The following is a 19,422-nucleotide window of genomic DNA, read 5'->3' as shown; positions in this document are numbered from 1 at the left end:
ATCAGATCTCCATGGTTACGGCCCGCTGGAGCGCGCGCGCCACCACGCGCTTGCCGAGCGCGATCTTGAAGCTGTTGTGCTGGCGGCCCTTGGCGTCGGCAAACGCGGCATCGGCCGCACGCTGCGCCAGACCGTCGTCGAATGTCTGCCCCTTCAGCAGCGCCTCAGCCTCGCGCGCCCGCCACGGCACGGTGGCGACGCCGCCGAGCGCGATACGCGCGTCCCTGATCGTGCCATCCTGCACGTCGAGCGCGACCGCAGCCGACGACAGCGCGAACTCGTAGGACTGACGGTCGCGCGCCTTGAGATACACCGAGCGCGGCCAGCGGCCGTGAACGGAGAACGCAGAGATCAGCTCACCAGGCCGAAGCGTCGTCTCGATGTCAGGCGTCCTGCCGGGCGCCTTGTGCAACTCTGCGAACGGCAGGTTGCGCGTGCCGGACCTGCCGTTGATCTCGATCATCGCATCGAGCGCGATCAATGCCTGGGCAAAATCGCTGGGATAGGTGGCGATGCACTGATCGGACGTACCGAGCACCGCATGCATACGATTGACGCCGTCCATGGCGGCACAGCCCGAGCCGGGATTGCGTTTGTTGCAATTCTCATAAGAGACGTCGCGGAAATAGCCGCAACGCGTTCGCTGCATCACGTTGCCGCCGAGCGTCGCCATGTTGCGCAGCTGGGCGCTGGCGGCGAGCTTCAGGGAATTCGCGATCACCGGATAATTGCGCTGGATCTCGGCATGGGCGGCCACGTCGGACATCTTGGCGAGCGCGCCGAGCCGCAAGCCGTCACTGCCGGGCTCGATCGCCGACCAGCCCCGCGCCAGCGGATTGATATCGACGATCGCGGCGGGCCGCATCACGTCCAGCTTCATCAGGTCGATCAGCGTGGTGCCGCCCGCGAGCGGCTGCGCCGTAGCCTTGGTCAGCGGATTGTTCGCAGCCGCGGCAGCGCTGAGCGCCTGCACGGCCATGTCAGGGTCTGTTGCCCTTTGATACGAAAACGATCGCATGCCCCTAGCCTTTCATGATCTCGGGCGCGGCCTGCTTCACGGCGGCGACGATGTTGGGATAGGCGGCGCAGCGGCAGATGTTGCCGCTCATGTATTCGCGGATATCGGCCTCGCTGCCCGCGTGTCCCTCCTTGACGCAGGCCACGGCGGACATGATCTGGCCCGGCGTACAATAGCCGCATTGAAACGCGTCGTTGTCGACGAAGGCCTGCTGCATCGGATGCAAATGATCGTCGGTGGCAAGGCCTTCGATCGTCGTGATCTCCTGCCCCTCGGCCGCGAGCGCGAGCGTCAGACACGACACCACGCGCCGGTCGTCGATCAGGACCGTGCAGGCACCACATTGGCCGTGGTCGCAGCCCTTTTTGCTGCCGGTGAGCTTGAGATGCTCCCGCAGCGCGTCGAGCACCGTCGTGCGCGCGTCGATGCGCAGGCGCTTGTCCTTGCCGTTGACCCGCAGCGTGACATCGACAGGAAGTGCCGGATCCTGGGCGGTCGACACGCTCGCATCCTGCGCGGCCGCACGCGCCGTCAGAGGGACCAGCGCACTGCCGGCGGCGCCCGCCATGAAGGCGCGCCGATCGAATCCGGATGGTCCGGAACCTGGCTTTTCGGACATGGAGGGCCTCCGCCGCTTCGAGCAAGCAGCGCACGCCGGCACCGCTCATCGGCCCTTAACCTGAAGCAATGAACTCCGTTCCGAACGACAAAGGGCGACGCAGCAAATGCCGCGCCGCCCTTCGTCAACTTTTCCTGATCTTGCGCGGGGAACCCCGCACGCGGCGATCAGTATCCCAGCGCGCAACCGTCCTTGCGCGGATCGGAACCGCCGGTGAGCGTGCCCTTGTCCCAGTCGATCCAGATCGCCTGCGCGCCGCCGAGCGGACCGACGACGCTGGTGGTCTTGTGGCCGAGTTTCTTCAGGCCTTCGACGATATCGGCCGGCACGCTGTCCTCGAGCTGGTACTGGCCTTCGTAATGCAGGCCGCGCGGCATATCGATCGCCTCCTGCACGTCGCAGCCGTAATCGAGAATGTTGGTCACCACATGGGTCTGGCCAACCGGCTGATACTGTCCGCCCATCACCGCAAACGGCATCACGGAGCGGCCGCCCTTGGTGAGCAGGCTCGGCATGATCGTGTGCAGCGGACGCTTGCCGCCGGCGATGCAATTGGGGTGGCCGGGCTGGATGCGGAAGCCACCGGCGCGGTTCTGAAGCAAAACGCCGGTCTTGTTCGAGACGATCGCCGAGCCGAAGGAATGCGCGACCGAGTTGATGAACGAGCAGACGTTGCGGTCCTTGTCCACGACGGTGATGTAGATGGTCGAGGGGTTCATCGGTGGCGCGACGTTCGGCAGGTCGAGCATGCCGTCCATGCGGATCTTGTCGATGTGCTCGTTGCAGTATTCCTTGGCGAGTATCCTGGCGACCTCGACCTGCATATGCTCGGGATCGGCGACATGCAACTCGCGATGCATGTAGGCGATGCGCGCGGCCTCGGCTTCGAGGTGGAAACGCTCGACGCTGAGCGGCGCGTATTTCGTCAGGTCGAACCGCGACAGGATGTTCAACATCAGCAGCATGGTGAGGCCGGGTCCGTTCGGCGGGCACTGCCAGACGTCATAGCCCTTGTACATGGTGCCGATCGGCGTCGTCGTCTCGGTGGTATGCGCGGCGAAATCGTCGAGCGTGTGCAGGCCGCCGATTCCGCGCAGGGTCTCCACCATGTCTTCCGCGATCGGGCCCTTGTAGAAGGCGTCGCGGCCGTCCTTGGCGATCGCCCGCAGCGTCTTGCCGAGCTCGGCCTGGCGAATGACGTCGCCGGCCACCGGCGGCTTGCCGTGCGGCAGCAGATAGCGCTCCGTGTTGGTGCCGGCCTTCAGCTTCTCGAACTGGTTCTTCCAGTCGAAGGCGATGCGGGGGGCAACGACGTAGCCTTCCTCAGCGGCCTTGATCGCGGGCTGGAGCAGCCGGTCGAAGCCGAACTTGCCGTGATCGCGCAAAACGGTCGCAAAGGCGTCGATCACGCCGGGGATCGAGACCGCATGCGCGGAGGTCAGCGGCACGGAGTTGATCTTGCGTTCGATATACCAGTCGGCGTTCGCCGCCTTCGGGGCGCGGCCGGAGCCGTTATAGGCGATGATCTTGCCCTCGCCGCGCGGCTGGATCAGCGCAAAGCAGTCGCCGCCGATGCCGGTCGATTGCGGCTCGATCACCCCGAGAATGGCCGACCCCGCGACGGCCGCGTCCACCGCCGTGCCGCCCTCGCGCAGCACCTCGATCGCGGCGAGCGACGCCTGCGGATGCGAGGTCGCCACCATCGCGTTGGTGGCGTGGACCGTGGACCTGCCGGGGAAATGGAAGTTTCTCATCGAATTCTTGCTCTCATTGGCGTCTGGCGCGGATGGCGTGTCGTTTCGGAAAAAGCCGGGCCTACATGACACATTCCGGCCCGCCGGGGCAATGCTGGCATGCCAGGGAAATGGCTGCCATCCGTTGGGAATAGAGCTGCTCGTAGCGGGTTTTCCGGGCGGGCTGCGCCTGCTAAACGGGCGCCATGATTTACAAGGTCGCCGCCTTCTACCAATTCGCCGCCCTGCCCGATTACCGCGAGCTGCGCGAGCCGCTGCGCGCGTTCTGCGCCGGCCTGGCGCTGAAGGGCAGCGTGCTGCTCGCGCAGGAGGGCATCAACGGCACGGTCGCGGGCCCAGGCGAGGCGATCGACGCGCTCGCCCATGAGCTCGCGCACGGCGATATGTTCGGCGGCAGGTTGAACAATCTCGAAATGAAGTTCTCGACCGCCGAGGCGATGCCGTTCGGCCGGCTCAAGGTGCGGCTGAAGAAGGAGATCGTCACGCTCGGCGACGAAGCCGCCGATCCGACGCGGCAGGTCGGTATCTATGTCGATGCGGCCGAATGGAACGCGCTCATCGCGGCGCCCGACACGCTGGTGCTCGACACCAGGAACGCCTTCGAGGTGGCGATGGGGACGTTCGAGGGCGCGCTCGATCCAGGCATCAGGAGCTTTGGCCAGTTCAGGGAATTTGCGGCCGAGCAGCTCGATCCCGCCAGACACCGCAAAATCGCGATGTTCTGCACCGGCGGCATCCGCTGCGAGAAGGCGAGCGCGCACCTGCTCGCGCGCGGCTTTGCCGAGGTCTATCACCTCAAAGGCGGCATTCTCAAATATCTGGAAGAGGTGCCGGAAGCTGAGAGCCGCTGGCGCGGCGAATGTTTCGTGTTCGACGAACGTGTCGCGCTCGGCCATGGTTTGCGAGAACCTAGCTTGCAACAACTTGGCTTGTCCGAACGAAATAAGGACGCGGCACGTGACGAATGAGATCAAGACGCTCGGCGAGCGCATCGACACGCTGGAGACGCGCCTCGCCTATCAGGACGACGCGATCGAGACGCTGAACCAGACCATCACCGCGCAGTGGAAGCAAATCGACGCGCTGACGCGGAGAATCGCAGAGCTCGGCGAGCGGCTGCAGGAGGCCGAGGCGAATGCGCCGGGAGCGGCCAATGAGCGCCCACCGCATTATTGAGTGGTGTTACTGACCGGACGCCTTGAGCAGGAGGTTGCTCACCTCGCCCGACATCATCAGCCGGTTGCGCCCGGCCTCCTTGGCGGCATAGAGCGCCTGGTCGGCGGCCTCGATCAGCGAGACCACGCCGGCCGTGCGCTCCAGCGCCGGCCGGCACGCAGCACCGCCGAGCGAAGCGGTCACGCAGCCGGCCGCATGGTTGCTGGTGTGGACGAGGCCCGCATCGCGGATCGCCCGTCGGATCCGGTCACCGATCAGGGCGCAGCCGGCAGCGTCGGTGTTCGGCAGCAGCATGGCGAACTCCTCACCGCCGTAACGCGCCGCCAGATCGCCGGAACGATGCATCTCGGCGGCGATGATCTGCGCCACCTGCCGGAGGCAGGCATCGCCCGCGGGATGGCCGTATTCGTCGTTGTAAGACTTGAAGTGGTCGACGTCGATCATCAGCAAAGAGAGGCTGGAGCGCTCGCGATAGGCACGCGCCCACTCCTCCTTCAGCCGTTCATCGAAGCGGCGGCGGTTGGCAAGCCCGGTGAGGCTGTCCTCGATCGCGAGCGTTTCGAGCCGGGTCTCGAGCTTCTTCTGCTCGGTAATGTCGCGCGAGATCGCGACCACGCCGTCGACGCTGCCATTCTCCTTGCGGGTCACCCGCATGGTCGATTCGAGCCAGACTTCGGCATTCTGCCGGTGCGCGTTGCGATAGGTGACGCGCACCTCCTCCTTCTCGCCGCGCTTCATGGCATCGACGAGAGCCTGGACCTGCGGCCGGTCGTCCGCGTGAACGCCGGCCAGCGCGAGGGTACCGATCAGCTGATTGGCGCGCCAGCCGACGACGCCAATCGACGACGGCGAGACATAGCGCAGCCGCTCGTCGAGCCCGATACGCGTGACCATGTCGCTGGAGCCTTCGGCAAGCAGTCGGAAATGCGCTTCCTTCTCGACCAGCGCGGCCGCCATACTCTGGCCCCGCTGCAACTGCCGCACCAGCACAGCACCGATGATCGCGAGCAGCATGACCAGCGCGAGCACGTAGAGCATGCGAGAGATCGCCGCAGCACGCCAGGGCGCCAGCAGTTCGTCCTTGTCGACGGTTGCAAGCAGGACCAGCGGATAACGGCCAGAGCGCTTGAAGAAGCTGACGCGTTCGGCGCCGTCGAGCGGCGACTTGAAATGATAGACGCCACCCGGCCGCTGCAGGGCGGCGTCGCGGAACAGCGGCGTATTGGCAACGCTGCGGCCGATGAATTTCTCGTTGCTCGGGTAGCGCGCGATGATCAGGCCGTCGCCGTGTGTCAACGCCACCGAGCTGTTGCGGCCGATCTCGAACTGTTCGTAGAAATGCGAGAGATATCCCGAGCTGATGGTCGCGAGCACCACGCCGCCGAAGCTGCCGTCCGGCTTGTTGAAACGGCGCGACAGGGTGACGACCCACTCGCCGTCGAGCAGGCTCTTCACGGGCCGGCCGACATGGGGCTCCCGTTTCGGCGAGAGCTGGTGATAACGGAAGAACGCGTCGTCGTTGAGCGTCGAGCCGATCGTGCCGGGCGAGGTCAACCAGTTGCCGTGGTCGTCGATGATGGCGAGGCTGTGGATGCGCTCTATCGCCTTCTTGCGCGCCTCCAGCAGGGTTCGAAGCTTGGCGATCGTGGCCGGCTCGGTGCCGTCCATCTCCAGCCGGCTGACGACGCCGACGACGCCTGAATCCAGCAGATCGAGGCTGTCCTCGGCATGCTGCGTCAACGAGCGCGCAACATTCGCCATCTCTGCCTCGGCGCTCTTGAGCACCGCGTCGCGGGCCGCCCATTCCCGCCAGCCGCTGACGCCGAGGATGGCCACGCAGGTCAGCGCGACGAACGCAGCCGCCCGCAGCGGCAGGCGGCTCCATCCGGCTCTTTGCGTCACAGCACTCATGCGGCAGAATTCTCCGAAGATCGGAAACTCTGCTGCTTCTGTTAGTGAAACCTAAAAGGCCGGGAGAAATATGCAACGATGTCCCCGGTTTCCCGTAGTCGTACGGACGCCGGAATCAGCGCATCGCTAACAAGGCTTTAGCAAACCTATCGGAATCCGGCGCACCCGCGGTTAGCTGAAGATGGCCTTAACCTTGTCCCAGAGCGAGGGATTGTCGGCCGCCGCATCGGCCTTCGAGGGCGTTGGCTGGGCGGCACTCACGGGATCGGAAGCGGGGAAGGTATCCTTCAGGCCGGCGTCGAGCTTGGCGTGGCGGTCGGCGGCGAGCGCTTCGTGCAGATCGTCGGCGTGCTTGTCATGCGGCGCGGGGTTGAATGTCTCAGCCATGGTCTCGTCCTCCGTTGGCTGGTCAACGCGGCCCAATTGCGCTTGGTTCCCCTGTTCCGCTCAGGGCTGCGGCGGTGTATCAGGAGCCGTAACCATCTCAGGACCGTTCGTGCCCCAATCTGCGACAAAACCCTTCATCGACGTCCTCTCCGGCCAGCGGCAGATCATTCCGCCGGTCTGGATGATGCGGCAGGCCGGCCGTTACCTGCCGGAATATCGCGAGGTGCGCGCCAAGGCCGGCGGCTTCCTCGATCTCTGCTTCAACCCCGAGCTTGCCGCCGAGGTGACGCTGCAACCGATCCGGAGGTTCGGCTTCGATGCGGCGATCATCTTTTCCGACATCCTGGTGATCCCCTATGCGCTCGGACGTTCCGTGCGCTTCGAGGTCGGCGAGGGTCCGCGGCTCGAGCCGCTGGATGATCCAGCCAAGGTCGCAACCCTGGCGAAGCACGCCGATTTCGGCAAGCTCGCGCCGGTGTTCGAGGCCCTCAAGATCGTGCGCGGTGCGCTCGATCCCAAGATCGCGCTGATCGGCTTCTGCGGCGCTCCGTGGACGGTGGCGACCTACATGGTTGCCGGCCAGGGTACGCCCGACCAGGCGCCGGCGCGGATGATGGCCTACCGGCATCCGGAGGCGTTCGCAGAGATCATCGACGTGCTGGTCGAGAACTCGATTGAATATCTGCTGGCCCAGCTTGCCGCCGGCGCCAACGCCTTGCAGATCTTCGACACCTGGGCCGGCGTGCTGCCAGCCGCCGAGTTCGCCCGCTGGTCGGTCGAACCGACCCGGCGCATCGTCGAAGGCGTGCGCGCCAAGGTGCCGGACGCGAAGATCATCGGCTTTCCGCGCGGCGCCGGTGCGCAATTGCCCGGTTTCGTCGAGGCGACCGGTGTCGACGCGGTCAGCATCGACTGGACCGCGGAGCCGGCCTTCATCCGCGAGCGCGTGCAGAGCAAGGTTGCGGTACAGGGCAATCTCGATCCGCTGGTGCTGATCACGGGCGGCGCCGCGCTCGACCGCGCGGTCGACAACACGCTGGCGAATTTTGCGCAAGGGCGGTTCATCTTCAATCTCGGCCACGGCATCCAGCCGGAGACGCCGATCGCCCATGTCGAGCAGATGCTGAAGCGGGTTCGGGGCTGATTTATTTTGCGCCTGGGGAGCGGAAAAACAAAAAAACGCGAAAACAACCCCATGCACAGTAGAGAGATTACGCCCGATCAATGACTTAGGGCGGACGGAAATCAGGTGCGCCGTCATCGCATCAGATCGCGCCAGCATTTGACGCGTCGGGCAAAACAGGCGCATGATGTCATCATCGCATCCATGCCAAGCCACGCGGCCGACTTACCGCGGCCGGCTCCGCTCGATGATCTCCGCGGCGCCCTTGGCCAGCAGATCCAGTCCCACCGCACGGCCGAGTTCGCGTGGGCGATCGGCGGGGCCCGAACGCGAGGCTTCGATGATGGTGTTGCCGGAGAGATCGAGCACGGACGCGGTGAGCGACATTTGATCGCCCGCAATGGTCGAAAAGCCCGCCATCGGCGAATTGCAATGGCCGTTCAGCACCCACAGCACCTCGCGCTCGGCATCGGCGCAGGCGTGAGCAGCGGGATCGTCGATCGATGCGAGGATGCGACGCGTCTGCCAGTCCTGTGCCGCGCATTCGACCGCGACGATGCCCTGCCCCGCTGCCGGCAGCATTTCCGCGGCGGAGAATTCGTAGCCGATGCGATGGGAAAGGCCGACGCGGTCGAGGCCGGACCGCGCCATGATCAGCGCGTCCGCAGGCCCCACCGCGCCGCCATCCGGCAGGCGCTGCTTCTCGGCATTGTCGAGTTTTCGCACGCGCGTGTCGGCGGCGCCGCGGAAGTGGATGATCTCGACGTCGGGAAACAATCGCCGCGCATAGGCGGCGCGGCGGACGGCGTTGGTGCCGATCTTGAAACCCTTGCCACGTGATTGACGCAGCGCCTCCAGCGTCACGCCATCGCGCAGCACCAGCGCGTCGTTGGGAGGATCGCGCGACAGCGTGGCGCCGATCACGAGGCCGGGCGTGTCTTCGTTGCCGGGCATGTCCTTGAGCGAATGCATCGCCGCCTGGAGTTCGCCCGACAGCACGGCGGCGCGGATCTGCGCCACGAAGGCACCGCCCTTGCCGCCGTGGGGCAGCAGCTTGCTGGTCTGGTCGAGATCGCCCGTGGTGTCGAACTTGACGATCTCGACGTCGAGGTCGGGCATGGCAGCGGTCAGGCGGCGCGCGATCTCTTCCGTCTGTGCCAGCGCCATCGCGCTCTTGCGTGTGCCGATCTTGAATCGCGTAGCCAAACCCTGGTCCCTTTCCGTGCGCGGATTTACCGCGCATCCTCCAATATCATGTCGGAGGCCTTTTCGGCGATCATGATGATCGGCGCGTTGGTGTTCCCCGATACCAGATCGGGCATGATCGAGCCGTCGACGATTCGAAGGCCTTCCAGGCCCCTCACCTTCAGCCGCTGATCGACCACCGCGAGCGCATCATTGCCCATACGACAAGTCGAGGTCGGATGGTAGATCGTGCTGCCGCGCTCACGGCAATAATCCAGCAGCTCGGCATCCGTGGACACCTTCGCTCCGGGATCGTACTCGTCAACCACGAACGGCTTCAGCGCCGGTGCATGCAATATCTTGCGCAGGATCTTCAGACCTTCCACGTTGGTGGTGCGGTCGGTCTCGGTCGACATGTAGTTGATGCGGATCTCGGGCGGCACTGTCGGGTCGGCGCTTTTGATACGCAAGGACCCGCGGCTTTCGGGACGCAGCTGGCACACCGACGCCGTGAAGCCGGAGAAACCATGAAGCTTTTCGCCCATCTTGTCGGTCGAGAACGGCAGGAAGTGGACCTGGATGTCAGGCGAGGCCAGCCGCGGACTGGTCTTGAAGAAGGCGCCCGCCGTGCCGGCCGCGATCGTCAGCCAGCCCTTGCGGAACAGCGCATAGCGCGCGCCGGCCATCGTGCGGCGGAGCGGATGATTGACGGTGTCGTTCAGCGTGATCTTCTGCGAGCAGCGCATGACGATGCGGACCTGCATGTGGTCCTGGAGATCGTGCCCGACGCCCGGCGCGTCCAGCACGACATCGATGCCGTGCTTGCGCAGGAGGTCGCCGGGTCCGACCCCGGAGAGCTGGAGCAGCTGCGGCGAGTTGTAGGCGCCGCTCGACAGCACGACCTCCTTGCGCGCGCGGGCGCGGCGCAAATTGGCGCCCTGACGGTATTCAACACCGACCGCACGGCGGCCCTCGAACAGCACGCGCTGGCCGAGCGCACCAGTTTCGATCTTGAGATTGCCGCGGCCCTTGGCGGGGCCGAGATAGGCCACCGCCGTCGAGGCGCGGCGGCCGTTACGGGTCGTGGTCTGGAACAGGCCGACGCCTTCCTGGGTGGCGCCATTGAAATCAGGATTGTAGGGCAGACCGGTCTCGACCGCGGCATCGATGAACGCCTTCGACAGCGGATCGGTCACGACCATGTTGGAGACCGGCAGCGGGCCGCCGCTGCCGTGATATTGATCGGCGCCGCGCGACTGGTTCTCGGCCTTCTTGAAATAGGGCAGCACGTCGTCATAGCCCCAGCCGGCGTTGCCGCGCTGACGCCATCTGTCGTAATCCTCGTGCTGGCCGCGGACATAGAGGAGACCGTTGATCGAGCTCGATCCGCCCAGCGTCTTGCCGCGCGGCTGGAACACCTGCCGGCCCTTCAGTTCGGGCTCGGGCTCGGTCTGGTACATCCAGTTGACGGTCTTTTCCTTGAACAGCTTGCCGTAGCCGAGCGGCACGTGGATCCAGATGTTGGAATCCTTCGGGCCTGCCTCGAGCAGCAGCACGCTGTGCTTGCCGTTAGCCGATAGCCGGTTGGCGAGTACGCAGCCGGCAGAGCCGGCGCCGACAATGACGTAGTCGAATTCAGGGTCGGAGAGCATCAGGGAGGAAGTTGCGTTCATGCGCTACTGTTCTTTTTGTTGGTGTGGGCGTTTCCAATCATCACTTAGCACGATCATGCAGCGACGCGCAGCGCCTCGACCAGCGACCTGAATGCACGGGCGTATTCCGCGCCCGCCCTTGCGATATCGGCGCGTCCGGCGCAGGCGACCGCGGCCTCCGTCACCGCGCCCAGCAGCAGCCGGGCCAGCGGCTCGACCGGCTGCCGCGCGATCAGGCCGGCCTCCATCGCCGCCGCAATCGCGCGCGGCAGCTTGCCGCCGAAATGTTTGGCGTCGATCCCGCGCCAGCGCTCCCAGCCGAGCACGGCCGGGCCGTCGCGCAGGATGATCTGGCTGGTCGGGCCCTTGGCGGTCGCGGCGAAATAATGCTGGGTGCCTGCGACCATCGCGGCGAGCACGTCCTTCTCGGCACGGGCCGTGCTGTCGATCTCGGCGACGAGATCGCGCGAGACCTGGTCGAACACCGCTTCGAACACCGCCTCCTTGGTCTTGAAGTGATGATAGACCGCGCCCTTGGCGACGTGGGCGGCTTCGGCGATCTCGTCCATCGTCGTCGCGGCAAAGCCTTGCGTCCCGAACAGGCGGCGCGCCGCCGTCAGGATCGCCTCCGATGTCGCTGCGCGCCGCTCCGCCTGTTTGGCCATGGGTCTGCTGTAGTCGAAACGGACGAGGACAGCCAGTTGACTTTTCGACCGTCGGTCGGTATTTACCGACTATTAGTCGGTTTTACTCGTGAGGTGCGCCATGCCGAGCCGCGATGTCGTCGAAGCTTTTGCCAAACGATTGGAGGACGGGGATTTCGTCGGGGCCATCCTCGACTACTACACGCCGGACGCTGCCACCTGTGAAAACCAGGCCGAACCCCTCGTCGGACGCGACAAGCTCGCGGCCAAGGAGCGCGGCGTGCTGGCAGCCTTCAAGGAGGTCAAGGCAGTGCGCATCGGGCCGAGCCTGATCGAAGGCGACCATGTCGCCACGCGCTGGACCTTCAGCTTCACCAACGCCGAAGGCATCATCCGAACGTTGGATGAGATCGCATGGCAGACCTGGCGGGACGACAAGCTGATCGAAGAACGGTTCTATTACGATCCGAAGCAGATGGGACGCTGAGCCATCTACCGAGGTCTTGCGGCCGCACCAGCGTCGCCGTCACCGATCGACGCCTATTTCGTTGCGATTGGCCGCGTCGGCGTTATCGTGCTGGTGGGTGCCGTTGGTGAAATCGAAAACGTCAGCCAGGTATTCCAGCCCGCCGGCCGGTTCGCGGCAGCGAATTCACCGTATCCCTTCAGATTGAGGTACCCCTGCATGTCTCGAACAGGAAACAGAAAGCCGACCTGAGGGCCTACGCCGAGGACGCGTGACCGGAAGCCACCGAGGATCGGGTGTTGTCCGGCATCGTCGGTGATCTGCTGATAGGCATATCCCACCAGCCCGACAAAGACCTGCTTCGAGAGAAACTGGGAAGCGCCCCAATCGAAGTGAAAATCAATGCCGTTCTGATATTGGGTGTCGTTGTTCTTGAAATTGTAGGTAAGTCCCACGACGGCGGAAAATTCGTGCCCTGCTTGCGGATTGAAGTAGGTGTAACCGCCGCCGCCATCGATAGCGCCGCGGCCAATGCCGAGATTGGCAAGGCGGTTTGGATCGTAGGCGCCGACTGGAATGTCGCCCGTCACATAAGTCATGAAGTTGTGAACGCCTGTATTCCACTTCAGTGTCGCCTGGGGATAGAGGTCACCGATGGAAGTGATGGAGTCACCGATGCTCCCCGAGCGGGTTGCCCCGAACGGTCCGATGCCCGCCATCAGCGTCCCATTGAGGTCGGCGCTCGATCGCCCGAACAGGCCCGTCACGCCGATGGCGAATTGTCCGCCCAGCAGCGGCGTCGCGAACGTGTAAGTCGGATTCAGCAGCAGGAGATCGGCCTGCGCATTGAGATGTAGATCCAGACTGACGTTCACTGTCCTTGGAATTCCGCCCAACCGAATTTCTCTGGCCGCAGCTGTGGCCCCGAACGCCGATATGGACGTGTGATAGTATACCTCCGCCATGGACCAGCCCGGCACCGCGGGGGCTGCCGCGAGGCTACTGAAGCGGCCGGGGAGCCAGTACGAAACACCACTTTCATCCGCGTATGCCGCATCGGACACGCAACCGAGTGGCGCCATAGCAGCGCCGAAACTCAAGAGGATGAGCCAGAGCTGACATGTCTGCCTGGACGTGGCGCGCATCATTTGTCTGCCCCAAATTGCTGGCGAACAATTCGACCTATTTGCGCTAGTGCCTCAGCTCACCTTCCTCGCCGGCGGAAGTTTCCAGGAGTCATCGATGATGGAGGGAGCCTTTTCGCTCGGCCAGTACAGCCGCATCATCAGAACGAAGTCGCCGGAGGGCGCCGGGAGCCAGTTGGACTCCTTGTCCTTGCCCGGGGATTCATTCTGAATGTAGAGATCGGTCGAGCCGTCCGGATTGGATTTCAGATTTTGTCGCGCGCTGATCGAATAGCGGTCGATCGGATTGGCCACGAAGAAATACTCGCCGTTGTACATCGTCACCGACCAGAAGCCGAGCGCCGGCGGAAGCTGGCCCTTGGCAAAGTGCATGACGTATTTATGCGCGCCGCTGTATTTCCGGTCGTCCGCGTCTTTCTGCGAAGTCGGATAGACGGCATCCTGCGGCCGGTTGGCGCCGAGTCCAATGGCGGTGACGAGCGCCCGCATCAGGTAGTCGGTACCGTAGATGCCGGTTTTGGTCGTGAAGGCCCAGCCATTCTCGTCCTTGACGTCCTTGTTGACCTTGAACTGGAGCATGATCCGATCAAAGCCGACCTCGGGCACGCGCTTGACGAAATCCGCCTTGAGCTTGCTCGCGTCGAAGTCCTGGCCCGGTACGATGCCAATCCGAGCGAATTTGGCGATTTGCGGTGCATCCGCGGTCGTAGGCGGATTGCTCTTCATCAGTTCGCAGAGCAGTGTGAAATAGGCCACCGCGCCCATGCGGTTGACCTGCTCGCGCACCGCCGTCTTCATGTCGAGCGATTGATCAACCGTGCCCGCCGGCGGCGTGTACGGTTTGCCGTAGGCGCTCAGCGGCGCCAGCTTGAATTCGTCCTGGAGTTTGTGGACCTCCGCGTAATCCTCCGGCGTTCCGGTGCAATAGATACGGCCAAGCAGCCAAACGATGCTTGTAGGCGATTTGTACTCCGTGGCGCCCGCCGGCAATTCGCCTTTCCAACCAGGGCCTGTGATCGCGCAGGTTTGCGCGCCGGTGCCTGTGGTCCGCTTGCCCGGAACCTGGAACACCGTGGTCCAGCCGTCCAGCATCGGAAACAGCGCGTAACGGTCTTTCATGTCGGGGATGCTGAGCACCCACGGCTCCTTGCCCACATCGAAAAACGCAGTCGTGTAAAGCGTGTCCGCATTCGGCGCCGTCACGTCGCGGAAGGACGCGTCGGGATATTTGCGCAGCTTGATGATCTGGCCCATCGGCGCCCGCGTCCCGACCGGCGTCGCGACGTTGGTGATGATTCTCCGCGTCATCTCCATCGTCACCAAAGGGTAGCCGAAGATATAAGCGTCTGTGGCGAGTGCGAACTCCTCAAGTCCGTCGCCGATGCCGAAGAATTCACCATGCTCGGCACGAGTTGACGTGGCCGTGGAGGCGCTGGCGAGCAGGCTCATACCTCCAATCGTTACATTGCGACGGGTGATGTCCATGGAAATAAACTCCGTTGGCGTAAACCCCAAAATCCCTTTGATCTCGCAAAGTCGGTCAGTTCTCTTGATCTGTGTCAAGCGTGCGTGGGCCGGCGTAGGCGCGCCAGAGAACGTGCAACATTTGCCGCACTGCGACTTGGCTCACATTCTTGGAATTGAAGCTGCGGCCTGGCTGTTCGGAGTGCCGGGTGGTGTGAGGAAGAACCGGAGCGCAAGAATCTCTTCCGGTCCGCCGCGCGGTTGAAGGATACCAGCTTCCATATTGCGCCCGTGTCCGTGGCGCTCTCGTCGGAGAGACAAGCTCCTTCGTCCTCTTGATTCAGATCAATAGGACACAAGCTCGCCCGTCGTCTGATAAATCGACTTCAGTAAGATCTCGCCAGGGGGAGTTCTGCATGAAGATTCTATTTCTAGCCTTCGCGATGATGGGCGGCCAAACAGCGATTCCAGTCAGCGAACGCGTGCCCCAACTCAATGTCGAAGCGACCTGCAAGGCAACCGTAGCCACTGACAAGGCGATGGCGCTGGATTTGCCGCAGTCCTACGACGACTGTATGCGCGACGAAAATTCTGCCCTGCAACAGCTTCATTCCGTATGGCTCACGAATTCCGGCAGCCTTCGAGACCGATGCGAAGGCGAAGCAACGGCTGGCGGCACTGACAGCTATGTTGACCTGCTTACCTGCCTTCAAATGGCCGATTGGGCGAAATCGACGCCGGACACTCCGAAATTGAGGGGAGCGAGCAAGAACAGAAACAAGCTGTGACGCCAAACAGGCGATTATCATCCGTTCATTCCGGTCCAGGAGCTTCACCCCAAGTCCGCGACCGCGGTAACGCCAGCGCCAGGCATTTGTATCGATTTGTTATCGATACGACGTCACGAACACGCAGAAGTGGTCACAGCAATCGTCACAAGCTCGGATAATTCATAGTTCGTCAAAGGTTTGCAGCGAATTCTCCGGACCGGGCCGGACAAGCGGCTCGTGCTGCTAGGCTCTGGAATGCGGACTCAAACGACCAGCTATTTCGCGCGGCTGTTTGCCGGCGATCTGTCGGCCTTTGGCGGTCCCGCAACCGACGAAGCCGTCACCGGCCATATCCGCGCCGAACAGATGTCGCTGGTGCTCGGCTATTCGGTCGGCATCATGCTCGCCAATGCCTGCAACGCCATCGTGCTGGCGATCGCGCTGTGGCAGTCGCCCGACCGGATGTTCGCGCTGATCTGGGCCCTCACAGTGGCCGGCGCCGCGATCGCGTTCGGTCTGCAATCCCACGCCGCGCGCCGCATCACCAAGCCGCAATTCGTCTCGCGCCGCGCCATGCACCGGCTGGTGCGCAATGCCGCTCTTCTCGGCGCCGCCTGGGGCATCGTCCCGGTCGCGTTCTTTGCAGGCGCCTCGACCGGCGGGCAGCTCGTCATCACCTGTCTCTGCTCGGGAATGCTGGCCGGCGGCGCGCTTGCATTCGCCACGATCCCGATCGCGGCCATCGCATTCACGGCGCCCATTTTCCTGGGGATCGCGATCTGCCTCGGCAGGAATGGCGACCTCGCCTTCCTGCTGATCGCCTTTCTCGTCGTGGTCTACGGAAGCGTGTTGTTGCGCGGCGTGTTCGTCAATTCATTCGCGTTCGCACGGCGCGTGATGCGGCAGATCGAGGCCGAGCGTTCGGTGCGGCAGGACCCGCTGACCCATCTGCCCAATCGCGTCGCCTTTAGCGAAACGCTCGATGGCGCCTTGAAACGGCTCAGCCTCTCCGGCGAGGAATTCGCGGTGCTTCTGCTCGATCTCGATCGTTTCAAGGAGGTCAACGACAAGTTCGGCCATCCCGCCGGCGACGAGTTTCTAGTCCAGATCGCGAGTCGCCTGCAACGCTGCACCCGCGCGGCCGAGCATGTCGCACGCATCGGCGGCGACGAGTTCGCGCTGGTGATGGCCAATCTGGTGCGGCCGGAGGACGCGCTCGAGATCGCCGAGCGCTTCGTCGCGGCCTTCGACGAACCGTTCCGGATCGAGGGCCGCCAGATCGTCGGCGCGACCAGCGTCGGCATCGTGCTGGCGCCGCGTGACGGCAGCACGCAACTCGACATCATGAAGAACGCCGACGCCGCGCTCTACCGCGCCAAGAAGGCCGGGCCGGGCACGGTGTGTTTCTTCGAGGAAGCCGATGACCGCTCATCACGCGACCGCAAGGCGCTGCAATCGGATCTGGAAGGCGCCATCGCCAGGGACGAGCTGTTCCTGGTGTTCCAGCCATTCCTCGACCTCGGCGGCAACCGCATCGCCGGGTTCGAGGCGCTGCTGCGTTGGCAGCATCCCCAGCGCGGGCTGGTGCCGCCGAGCGAGTTCATTCCCATCACCGAGGAAACCGGCTTGATCCACGAGATCGGCGAATGGGTCGTCCGCCGCGCCTGCGCGATGGTTGCCGAGTGGCCCAAAGAGATCAGGGTCGCCGTGAATTTCTCGGCCGCGCAGTTTCACAACAACAGCCTCCTCCAGATCATCGTGCAGGCGCTTGCGGACGCAAAGGTCGCGCCGCACCGGCTCGAGATCGAGATCACGGAATCGATGCTGCTGTCGAAATACGGCTCGGCCGCGTCCGTCCTGAATGCGCTGCTGGAGCTCGGCGTCACCGTGGCACTCGACGATTTCGGCACCGGCTTCTCCTCGCTGACTTACCTGCGCAAGCTGCCGTTCAGCCGCATCAAGATCGACCAATCCTTCATCCGCGACATGCTGGTGCAGCCGGACTGCGCCGCGATCGTGAAATCGGTGATTGGGCTCGCGCGCGACCTGCGCATCGGCGTGGTTGCGGAAGGCGTCGAGACCGCCGACCAGCTCGAATATCTGCGCCAGATCGGTTGCGACGAAGTTCAGGGTTATCTCATCAGCCGGCCGGTGTCGGCGGATGGCGTCCTGGCCCTGCTCGAAACGAAGAAGTTGCGGGCGACATACGCGGCGTAGACCCTCTGCGGCGCATCCTTCGAGACGCTCGCCTTTGGCGAGCTCCTCAGGATGAGGTCCTTCTTCGCGGCGAGACTTTAGACCCTCATGGTGAGGAGCGCCGCCTTACGGCGCGTCTCGAACCATGAAGGCCGGGCAGCTGCCTCAGACCGGATCCGCCCGCAGCAGCGTGTCCACCGTGATGGTGCCCCGTGCGCGCGAGACGCAGGCGCAGATCTTCTGGTTGCTTTGCTTCTGATGGTCGCTGAAGAAGACGTCGCGATGGTCGATCTCGCCGTCGATGGCGACCACGTCGATGGCGCACAGGCCGCATTCGCCGCGCTTGCAATCGTACATCACCTCGTGGCCACTGGCATTCAGCACGTCCAGCATCGAGCGCTCGCGCGGGATCTCCAGCTCGACATCTGAGCCCTTGAGCCGCACGCGAAACGTCTCGGTCGGCAGCGTGCCGCTGGAGCCGAATGTCTCGTAGCGGAGATCGGGAAGCGGATGGCCGGCGCCGATCCAGGCGTGGCGCGCGGCATCCAGCATGCGCATCGGGCCGCAGAACAGCGCCAGCGCGTCCTTGGGCACCGAGGCGAACAGGGCGTCGAGATCGAGCCGCGCGCCCTCATCGCTGGCGTGGACGACCAGGCGACTACCGAGCATTGCGGCGAGATCGTCGAGATAGGCGGCCTCAGTGCGCGAGCGGACAGCGTAATGCAGCGTGACATCGGCGCCGCGCTTCGCCAGCGCCTGCGCCGCACCGAGAATCGGCGTGATGCCGATGCCGCCGGCGATCAGGCAGTAGTTTTGGCGCGCCCAATCAACCGCGAGCAGCGAGGCGGGCGTCGTGATGTCGAGCCGCGCGCCCGGCTGCAAGGACCACATATAGCGCGAACCGCCACGTGAATCCTCGGCGCGGCGCACCGCGATCCTTAAACCCCGCGACGAGGCTTCCCCGACCAGCGAATAGGACCGCGTCTCGGGCTGCCCGTCGATGGTAACGCTGATATTGATGTGGCTGCCGACCGGATAGGCGGCGCCGTCGAACTGATCCGGCCGGATCAGGAATTCGCGGATGCCGGGCGCGAGATCGCGCGTCGAGACGAGCGTGGCCGGACTCCAGGTTTCGATGAAGCGCATGGTGACTGCCCTCAATCGGTTGCGGACTTGATCAGCGCGAGCGCCGGCAGCAGGTCGAGATGGGTCCGGTTGCGTAGCGCGAGCCGCAGATTGCGCACCGCAAGCCGCGCGTGCTCGCGCATGACCGCCTCGGCGCGGGCGCCTTCGCGGTTCTCGATGGCGTCGATCACGACGCGGTGGTGCTCCTGCCCGATGATCAGGATTTGCTGTGCCTCGGGCAGCGCCGACTGCGCCATCACGAAACCGCTCGGGGACGCAAACGGCAGCGACGAGGCGCGGTCGATCTGCCGGATCAGCGGCGGGCTACGCGACAATTCCGTGAGCAGCGCGTGGAAGCGCGCGTTCAGCGTGACATAGGACGAGAAGGCGTCGACCGAGATCGGGACCTGGCGCAACAACTCGTCGATCGCGGCGAGGCACTCCCTGAGCGGCTCGAGCTCGCGCGCGGGAACGCCGCGCTCGGCGGCAAAGCGCGCGGCGAGCCCTTCCAGCGTGCCGCGCAGCTCGATCGAGTCGGAGATGTCGCGCTCGGAGAACGCCTTCACCATGAAGCCGCCGGAGGGGATCGCCTCCAAGAGGCCCTCCTCCTCCAGCCGCACCAGCGCCATGCGCACCGGGGTGCGCGAGGCGCCGGTCGTCTCCACCGCCTGGAGCTCGGAGATGCGCTCGCCGGGGCGCAACGAGCCCGAGAGGAGCTGGTCGCGCAGCGCGAGCTGCGCCTTCACCGTCTGCGAGACGGAGCGGTCGACCTCACGCTCGGCCATGT

At 64.4% G+C, this 19,422-nt stretch carries 18 protein-coding genes; 6 read left to right on the top strand and 12 right to left on the bottom strand.

Translation table 11 applies throughout. The features are described 5' to 3' along the window. Position 1 precedes the first annotated feature (1 nt). The 3 genes from AC0L2F_RS18135 to ggt form a co-directional block, all read right to left on the bottom strand. Complete coding sequence (locus tag AC0L2F_RS18135; protein ID WP_473249304.1) at positions 2 to 1,018, bottom strand: FAD binding domain-containing protein; 1,017 nt, start codon at positions 1,016 to 1,018, stop codon at positions 2 to 4. A gap of 4 nt (positions 1,019 to 1,022) precedes the next feature. Next, the gene (locus AC0L2F_RS18130) at positions 1,023 to 1,637 is read right to left on the bottom strand and encodes a (2Fe-2S)-binding protein (protein ID WP_473249303.1); all 615 of its coding nucleotides are present in this window, start codon (positions 1,635 to 1,637) and stop codon (positions 1,023 to 1,025) included. A 167-nt stretch (positions 1,638 to 1,804) separates the two neighbouring features. Then, positions 1,805 to 3,391: a gamma-glutamyltransferase gene (ggt, locus tag AC0L2F_RS18125; protein WP_473249302.1), complete on the bottom strand. Its 1,587-nt coding sequence runs from the start codon at positions 3,389 to 3,391 to the stop codon at positions 1,805 to 1,807. Positions 3,392 to 3,576: 185 nt separating this feature from the next. On the opposite strand from ggt, the gene trhO reads away from it, so the two are divergent. Both trhO and AC0L2F_RS18115 read left to right on the top strand, forming a co-directional pair. Then, on the top strand, positions 3,577 to 4,359 hold the full coding sequence (trhO, locus tag AC0L2F_RS18120; RefSeq protein WP_473249301.1) for an oxygen-dependent tRNA uridine(34) hydroxylase TrhO: 783 nt from the start codon (positions 3,577 to 3,579) through the stop codon (positions 4,357 to 4,359). Continuing rightward, positions 4,349 to 4,567 (top strand): SlyX family protein, encoded by a 219-nt coding sequence (locus AC0L2F_RS18115; RefSeq protein WP_007606917.1) that lies wholly within the window; start codon positions 4,349 to 4,351, stop codon positions 4,565 to 4,567. The genes trhO and AC0L2F_RS18115 overlap by 11 nt, the downstream gene beginning before the upstream one ends. A 6-nt stretch (positions 4,568 to 4,573) precedes the next feature. Here AC0L2F_RS18115 and AC0L2F_RS18110 read toward each other — a convergent pair whose 3' ends face one another. Together AC0L2F_RS18110 and AC0L2F_RS18105 are read right to left on the bottom strand one after the other, a co-directional pair. Next, positions 4,574 to 6,478, bottom strand: a complete 1,905-nt coding sequence (locus AC0L2F_RS18110; protein ID WP_473249300.1) for a sensor domain-containing diguanylate cyclase — start codon at positions 6,476 to 6,478, stop codon at positions 4,574 to 4,576. A gap of 171 nt (positions 6,479 to 6,649) precedes the next feature. After that, positions 6,650 to 6,865: a hypothetical protein gene (locus AC0L2F_RS18105; protein ID WP_063993538.1), complete on the bottom strand. Its 216-nt coding sequence runs from the start codon at positions 6,863 to 6,865 to the stop codon at positions 6,650 to 6,652. Positions 6,866 to 6,974: 109 nt separating this feature from the next. Here AC0L2F_RS18105 and hemE point away from each other — a divergent pair, with 109 nt between their 5' ends. Further along, positions 6,975 to 8,009, top strand: coding sequence for a uroporphyrinogen decarboxylase (gene hemE, locus AC0L2F_RS18100; RefSeq protein WP_473249299.1), 1,035 nt, complete (start codon positions 6,975 to 6,977; stop codon positions 8,007 to 8,009). 204 nt (positions 8,010 to 8,213) lie between these two features. Here hemE and hemC read toward each other — a convergent pair whose 3' ends face one another. The 3 genes from hemC to AC0L2F_RS18085 are packed head-to-tail and all read right to left on the bottom strand — an operon-like array spanning position 8,214 to position 11,490. Further along, complete coding sequence (gene hemC, locus AC0L2F_RS18095; RefSeq protein WP_473249298.1) at positions 8,214 to 9,194, bottom strand: hydroxymethylbilane synthase; 981 nt, start codon at positions 9,192 to 9,194, stop codon at positions 8,214 to 8,216. A gap of 26 nt (positions 9,195 to 9,220) precedes the next feature. Continuing rightward, on the bottom strand, positions 9,221 to 10,846 hold the full coding sequence (locus AC0L2F_RS18090) for a GMC family oxidoreductase (protein ID WP_473249297.1): 1,626 nt from the start codon (positions 10,844 to 10,846) through the stop codon (positions 9,221 to 9,223). Positions 10,847 to 10,899: 53 nt separating this feature from the next. Further along, positions 10,900 to 11,490 (bottom strand): TetR/AcrR family transcriptional regulator, encoded by a 591-nt coding sequence (locus tag AC0L2F_RS18085; RefSeq protein WP_063993541.1) that lies wholly within the window; start codon positions 11,488 to 11,490, stop codon positions 10,900 to 10,902. Between the two features lie 100 nt (positions 11,491 to 11,590). On the opposite strand from AC0L2F_RS18085, the gene AC0L2F_RS18080 reads away from it, so the two are divergent. Further along, positions 11,591 to 11,956, top strand: a complete 366-nt coding sequence (locus AC0L2F_RS18080) for a nuclear transport factor 2 family protein (protein ID WP_473249296.1) — start codon at positions 11,591 to 11,593, stop codon at positions 11,954 to 11,956. A 53-nt stretch (positions 11,957 to 12,009) separates the two neighbouring features. Here AC0L2F_RS18080 and AC0L2F_RS18075 read toward each other — a convergent pair whose 3' ends face one another. After that, the gene (locus tag AC0L2F_RS18075) at positions 12,010 to 13,083 is read right to left on the bottom strand and encodes a SphA family protein (protein ID WP_473249295.1); all 1,074 of its coding nucleotides are present in this window, start codon (positions 13,081 to 13,083) and stop codon (positions 12,010 to 12,012) included. A 51-nt stretch (positions 13,084 to 13,134) separates the two neighbouring features. After that, positions 13,135 to 14,565: a DUF1254 domain-containing protein gene (locus AC0L2F_RS18070; protein ID WP_473249294.1), complete on the bottom strand. Its 1,431-nt coding sequence runs from the start codon at positions 14,563 to 14,565 to the stop codon at positions 13,135 to 13,137. A gap of 395 nt (positions 14,566 to 14,960) precedes the next feature. Here AC0L2F_RS18070 and AC0L2F_RS18065 point away from each other — a divergent pair, with 395 nt between their 5' ends. After that, positions 14,961 to 15,332, top strand: a complete 372-nt coding sequence (locus AC0L2F_RS18065) for a hypothetical protein (RefSeq protein ID WP_473249293.1) — start codon at positions 14,961 to 14,963, stop codon at positions 15,330 to 15,332. A gap of 237 nt (positions 15,333 to 15,569) precedes the next feature. Then, entirely contained in the window at positions 15,570 to 17,531 is a 1,962-nt protein-coding gene (locus AC0L2F_RS18060) for a putative bifunctional diguanylate cyclase/phosphodiesterase (protein WP_473249292.1), read from the top strand. Between the two features lie 144 nt (positions 17,532 to 17,675). On the opposite strand, the gene AC0L2F_RS18055 is transcribed toward AC0L2F_RS18060, so the two are convergent. Together AC0L2F_RS18055 and AC0L2F_RS18050 are read right to left on the bottom strand one after the other, a co-directional pair. Continuing rightward, positions 17,676 to 18,656, bottom strand: coding sequence for a PDR/VanB family oxidoreductase (locus AC0L2F_RS18055; RefSeq protein WP_473249291.1), 981 nt, complete (start codon positions 18,654 to 18,656; stop codon positions 17,676 to 17,678). Between the two features lie 11 nt (positions 18,657 to 18,667). Next, positions 18,668 to 19,420: a GntR family transcriptional regulator gene (locus AC0L2F_RS18050; RefSeq protein ID WP_473249290.1), complete on the bottom strand. Its 753-nt coding sequence runs from the start codon at positions 19,418 to 19,420 to the stop codon at positions 18,668 to 18,670. Positions 19,421 to 19,422 lie beyond the last annotated feature (2 nt).

It is taken from the genome of Bradyrhizobium sp. Ken64 (assembly GCF_055807555.1).
Note: the sequence above shows the minus strand (reverse complement) of the source record. Positions and strands in the feature narration are given on the sequence as shown.

Bases quoted from the DNA above. Each gene is read 5' to 3' on its own strand.
- AC0L2F_RS18135 (WP_473249304.1), bottom strand. From the start codon at position 1,018: ATGCGATCGTTTTCGTATCAAAGGGCAACAGACCCTGACATGGCCGTG.
- AC0L2F_RS18130 (WP_473249303.1), bottom strand. From the start codon at position 1,637: ATGTCCGAAAAGCCAGGTTCCGGACCATCCGGATTCGATCGGCGCGCC.
- ggt (WP_473249302.1), bottom strand. From the start codon at position 3,391: ATGAGAAACTTCCATTTCCCCGGCAGGTCCACGGTCCACGCCACCAAC.
- trhO (WP_473249301.1), top strand. From the start codon at position 3,577: ATGATTTACAAGGTCGCCGCCTTCTACCAATTCGCCGCCCTGCCCGAT.
- AC0L2F_RS18110 (WP_473249300.1), bottom strand. From the start codon at position 6,478: ATGAGTGCTGTGACGCAAAGAGCCGGATGGAGCCGCCTGCCGCTGCGG.
- AC0L2F_RS18105 (WP_063993538.1), bottom strand. From the start codon at position 6,865: ATGGCTGAGACATTCAACCCCGCGCCGCATGACAAGCACGCCGACGAT.
- AC0L2F_RS18090 (WP_473249297.1), bottom strand. From the start codon at position 10,846: ATGAACGCAACTTCCTCCCTGATGCTCTCCGACCCTGAATTCGACTAC.
- AC0L2F_RS18085 (WP_063993541.1), bottom strand. From the start codon at position 11,490: ATGGCCAAACAGGCGGAGCGGCGCGCAGCGACATCGGAGGCGATCCTG.
- AC0L2F_RS18080 (WP_473249296.1), top strand. From the start codon at position 11,591: ATGCCGAGCCGCGATGTCGTCGAAGCTTTTGCCAAACGATTGGAGGAC.
- AC0L2F_RS18075 (WP_473249295.1), bottom strand. From the start codon at position 13,083: ATGATGCGCGCCACGTCCAGGCAGACATGTCAGCTCTGGCTCATCCTC.
- AC0L2F_RS18070 (WP_473249294.1), bottom strand. From the start codon at position 14,565: ATGGACATCACCCGTCGCAATGTAACGATTGGAGGTATGAGCCTGCTC.
- AC0L2F_RS18065 (WP_473249293.1), top strand. From the start codon at position 14,961: ATGAAGATTCTATTTCTAGCCTTCGCGATGATGGGCGGCCAAACAGCG.
- AC0L2F_RS18060 (WP_473249292.1), top strand. From the start codon at position 15,570: ATGCGGACTCAAACGACCAGCTATTTCGCGCGGCTGTTTGCCGGCGAT.
- AC0L2F_RS18055 (WP_473249291.1), bottom strand. From the start codon at position 18,656: ATGCGCTTCATCGAAACCTGGAGTCCGGCCACGCTCGTCTCGACGCGC.
- AC0L2F_RS18050 (WP_473249290.1), bottom strand. From the start codon at position 19,420: ATGGCCGAGCGTGAGGTCGACCGCTCCGTCTCGCAGACGGTGAAGGCG.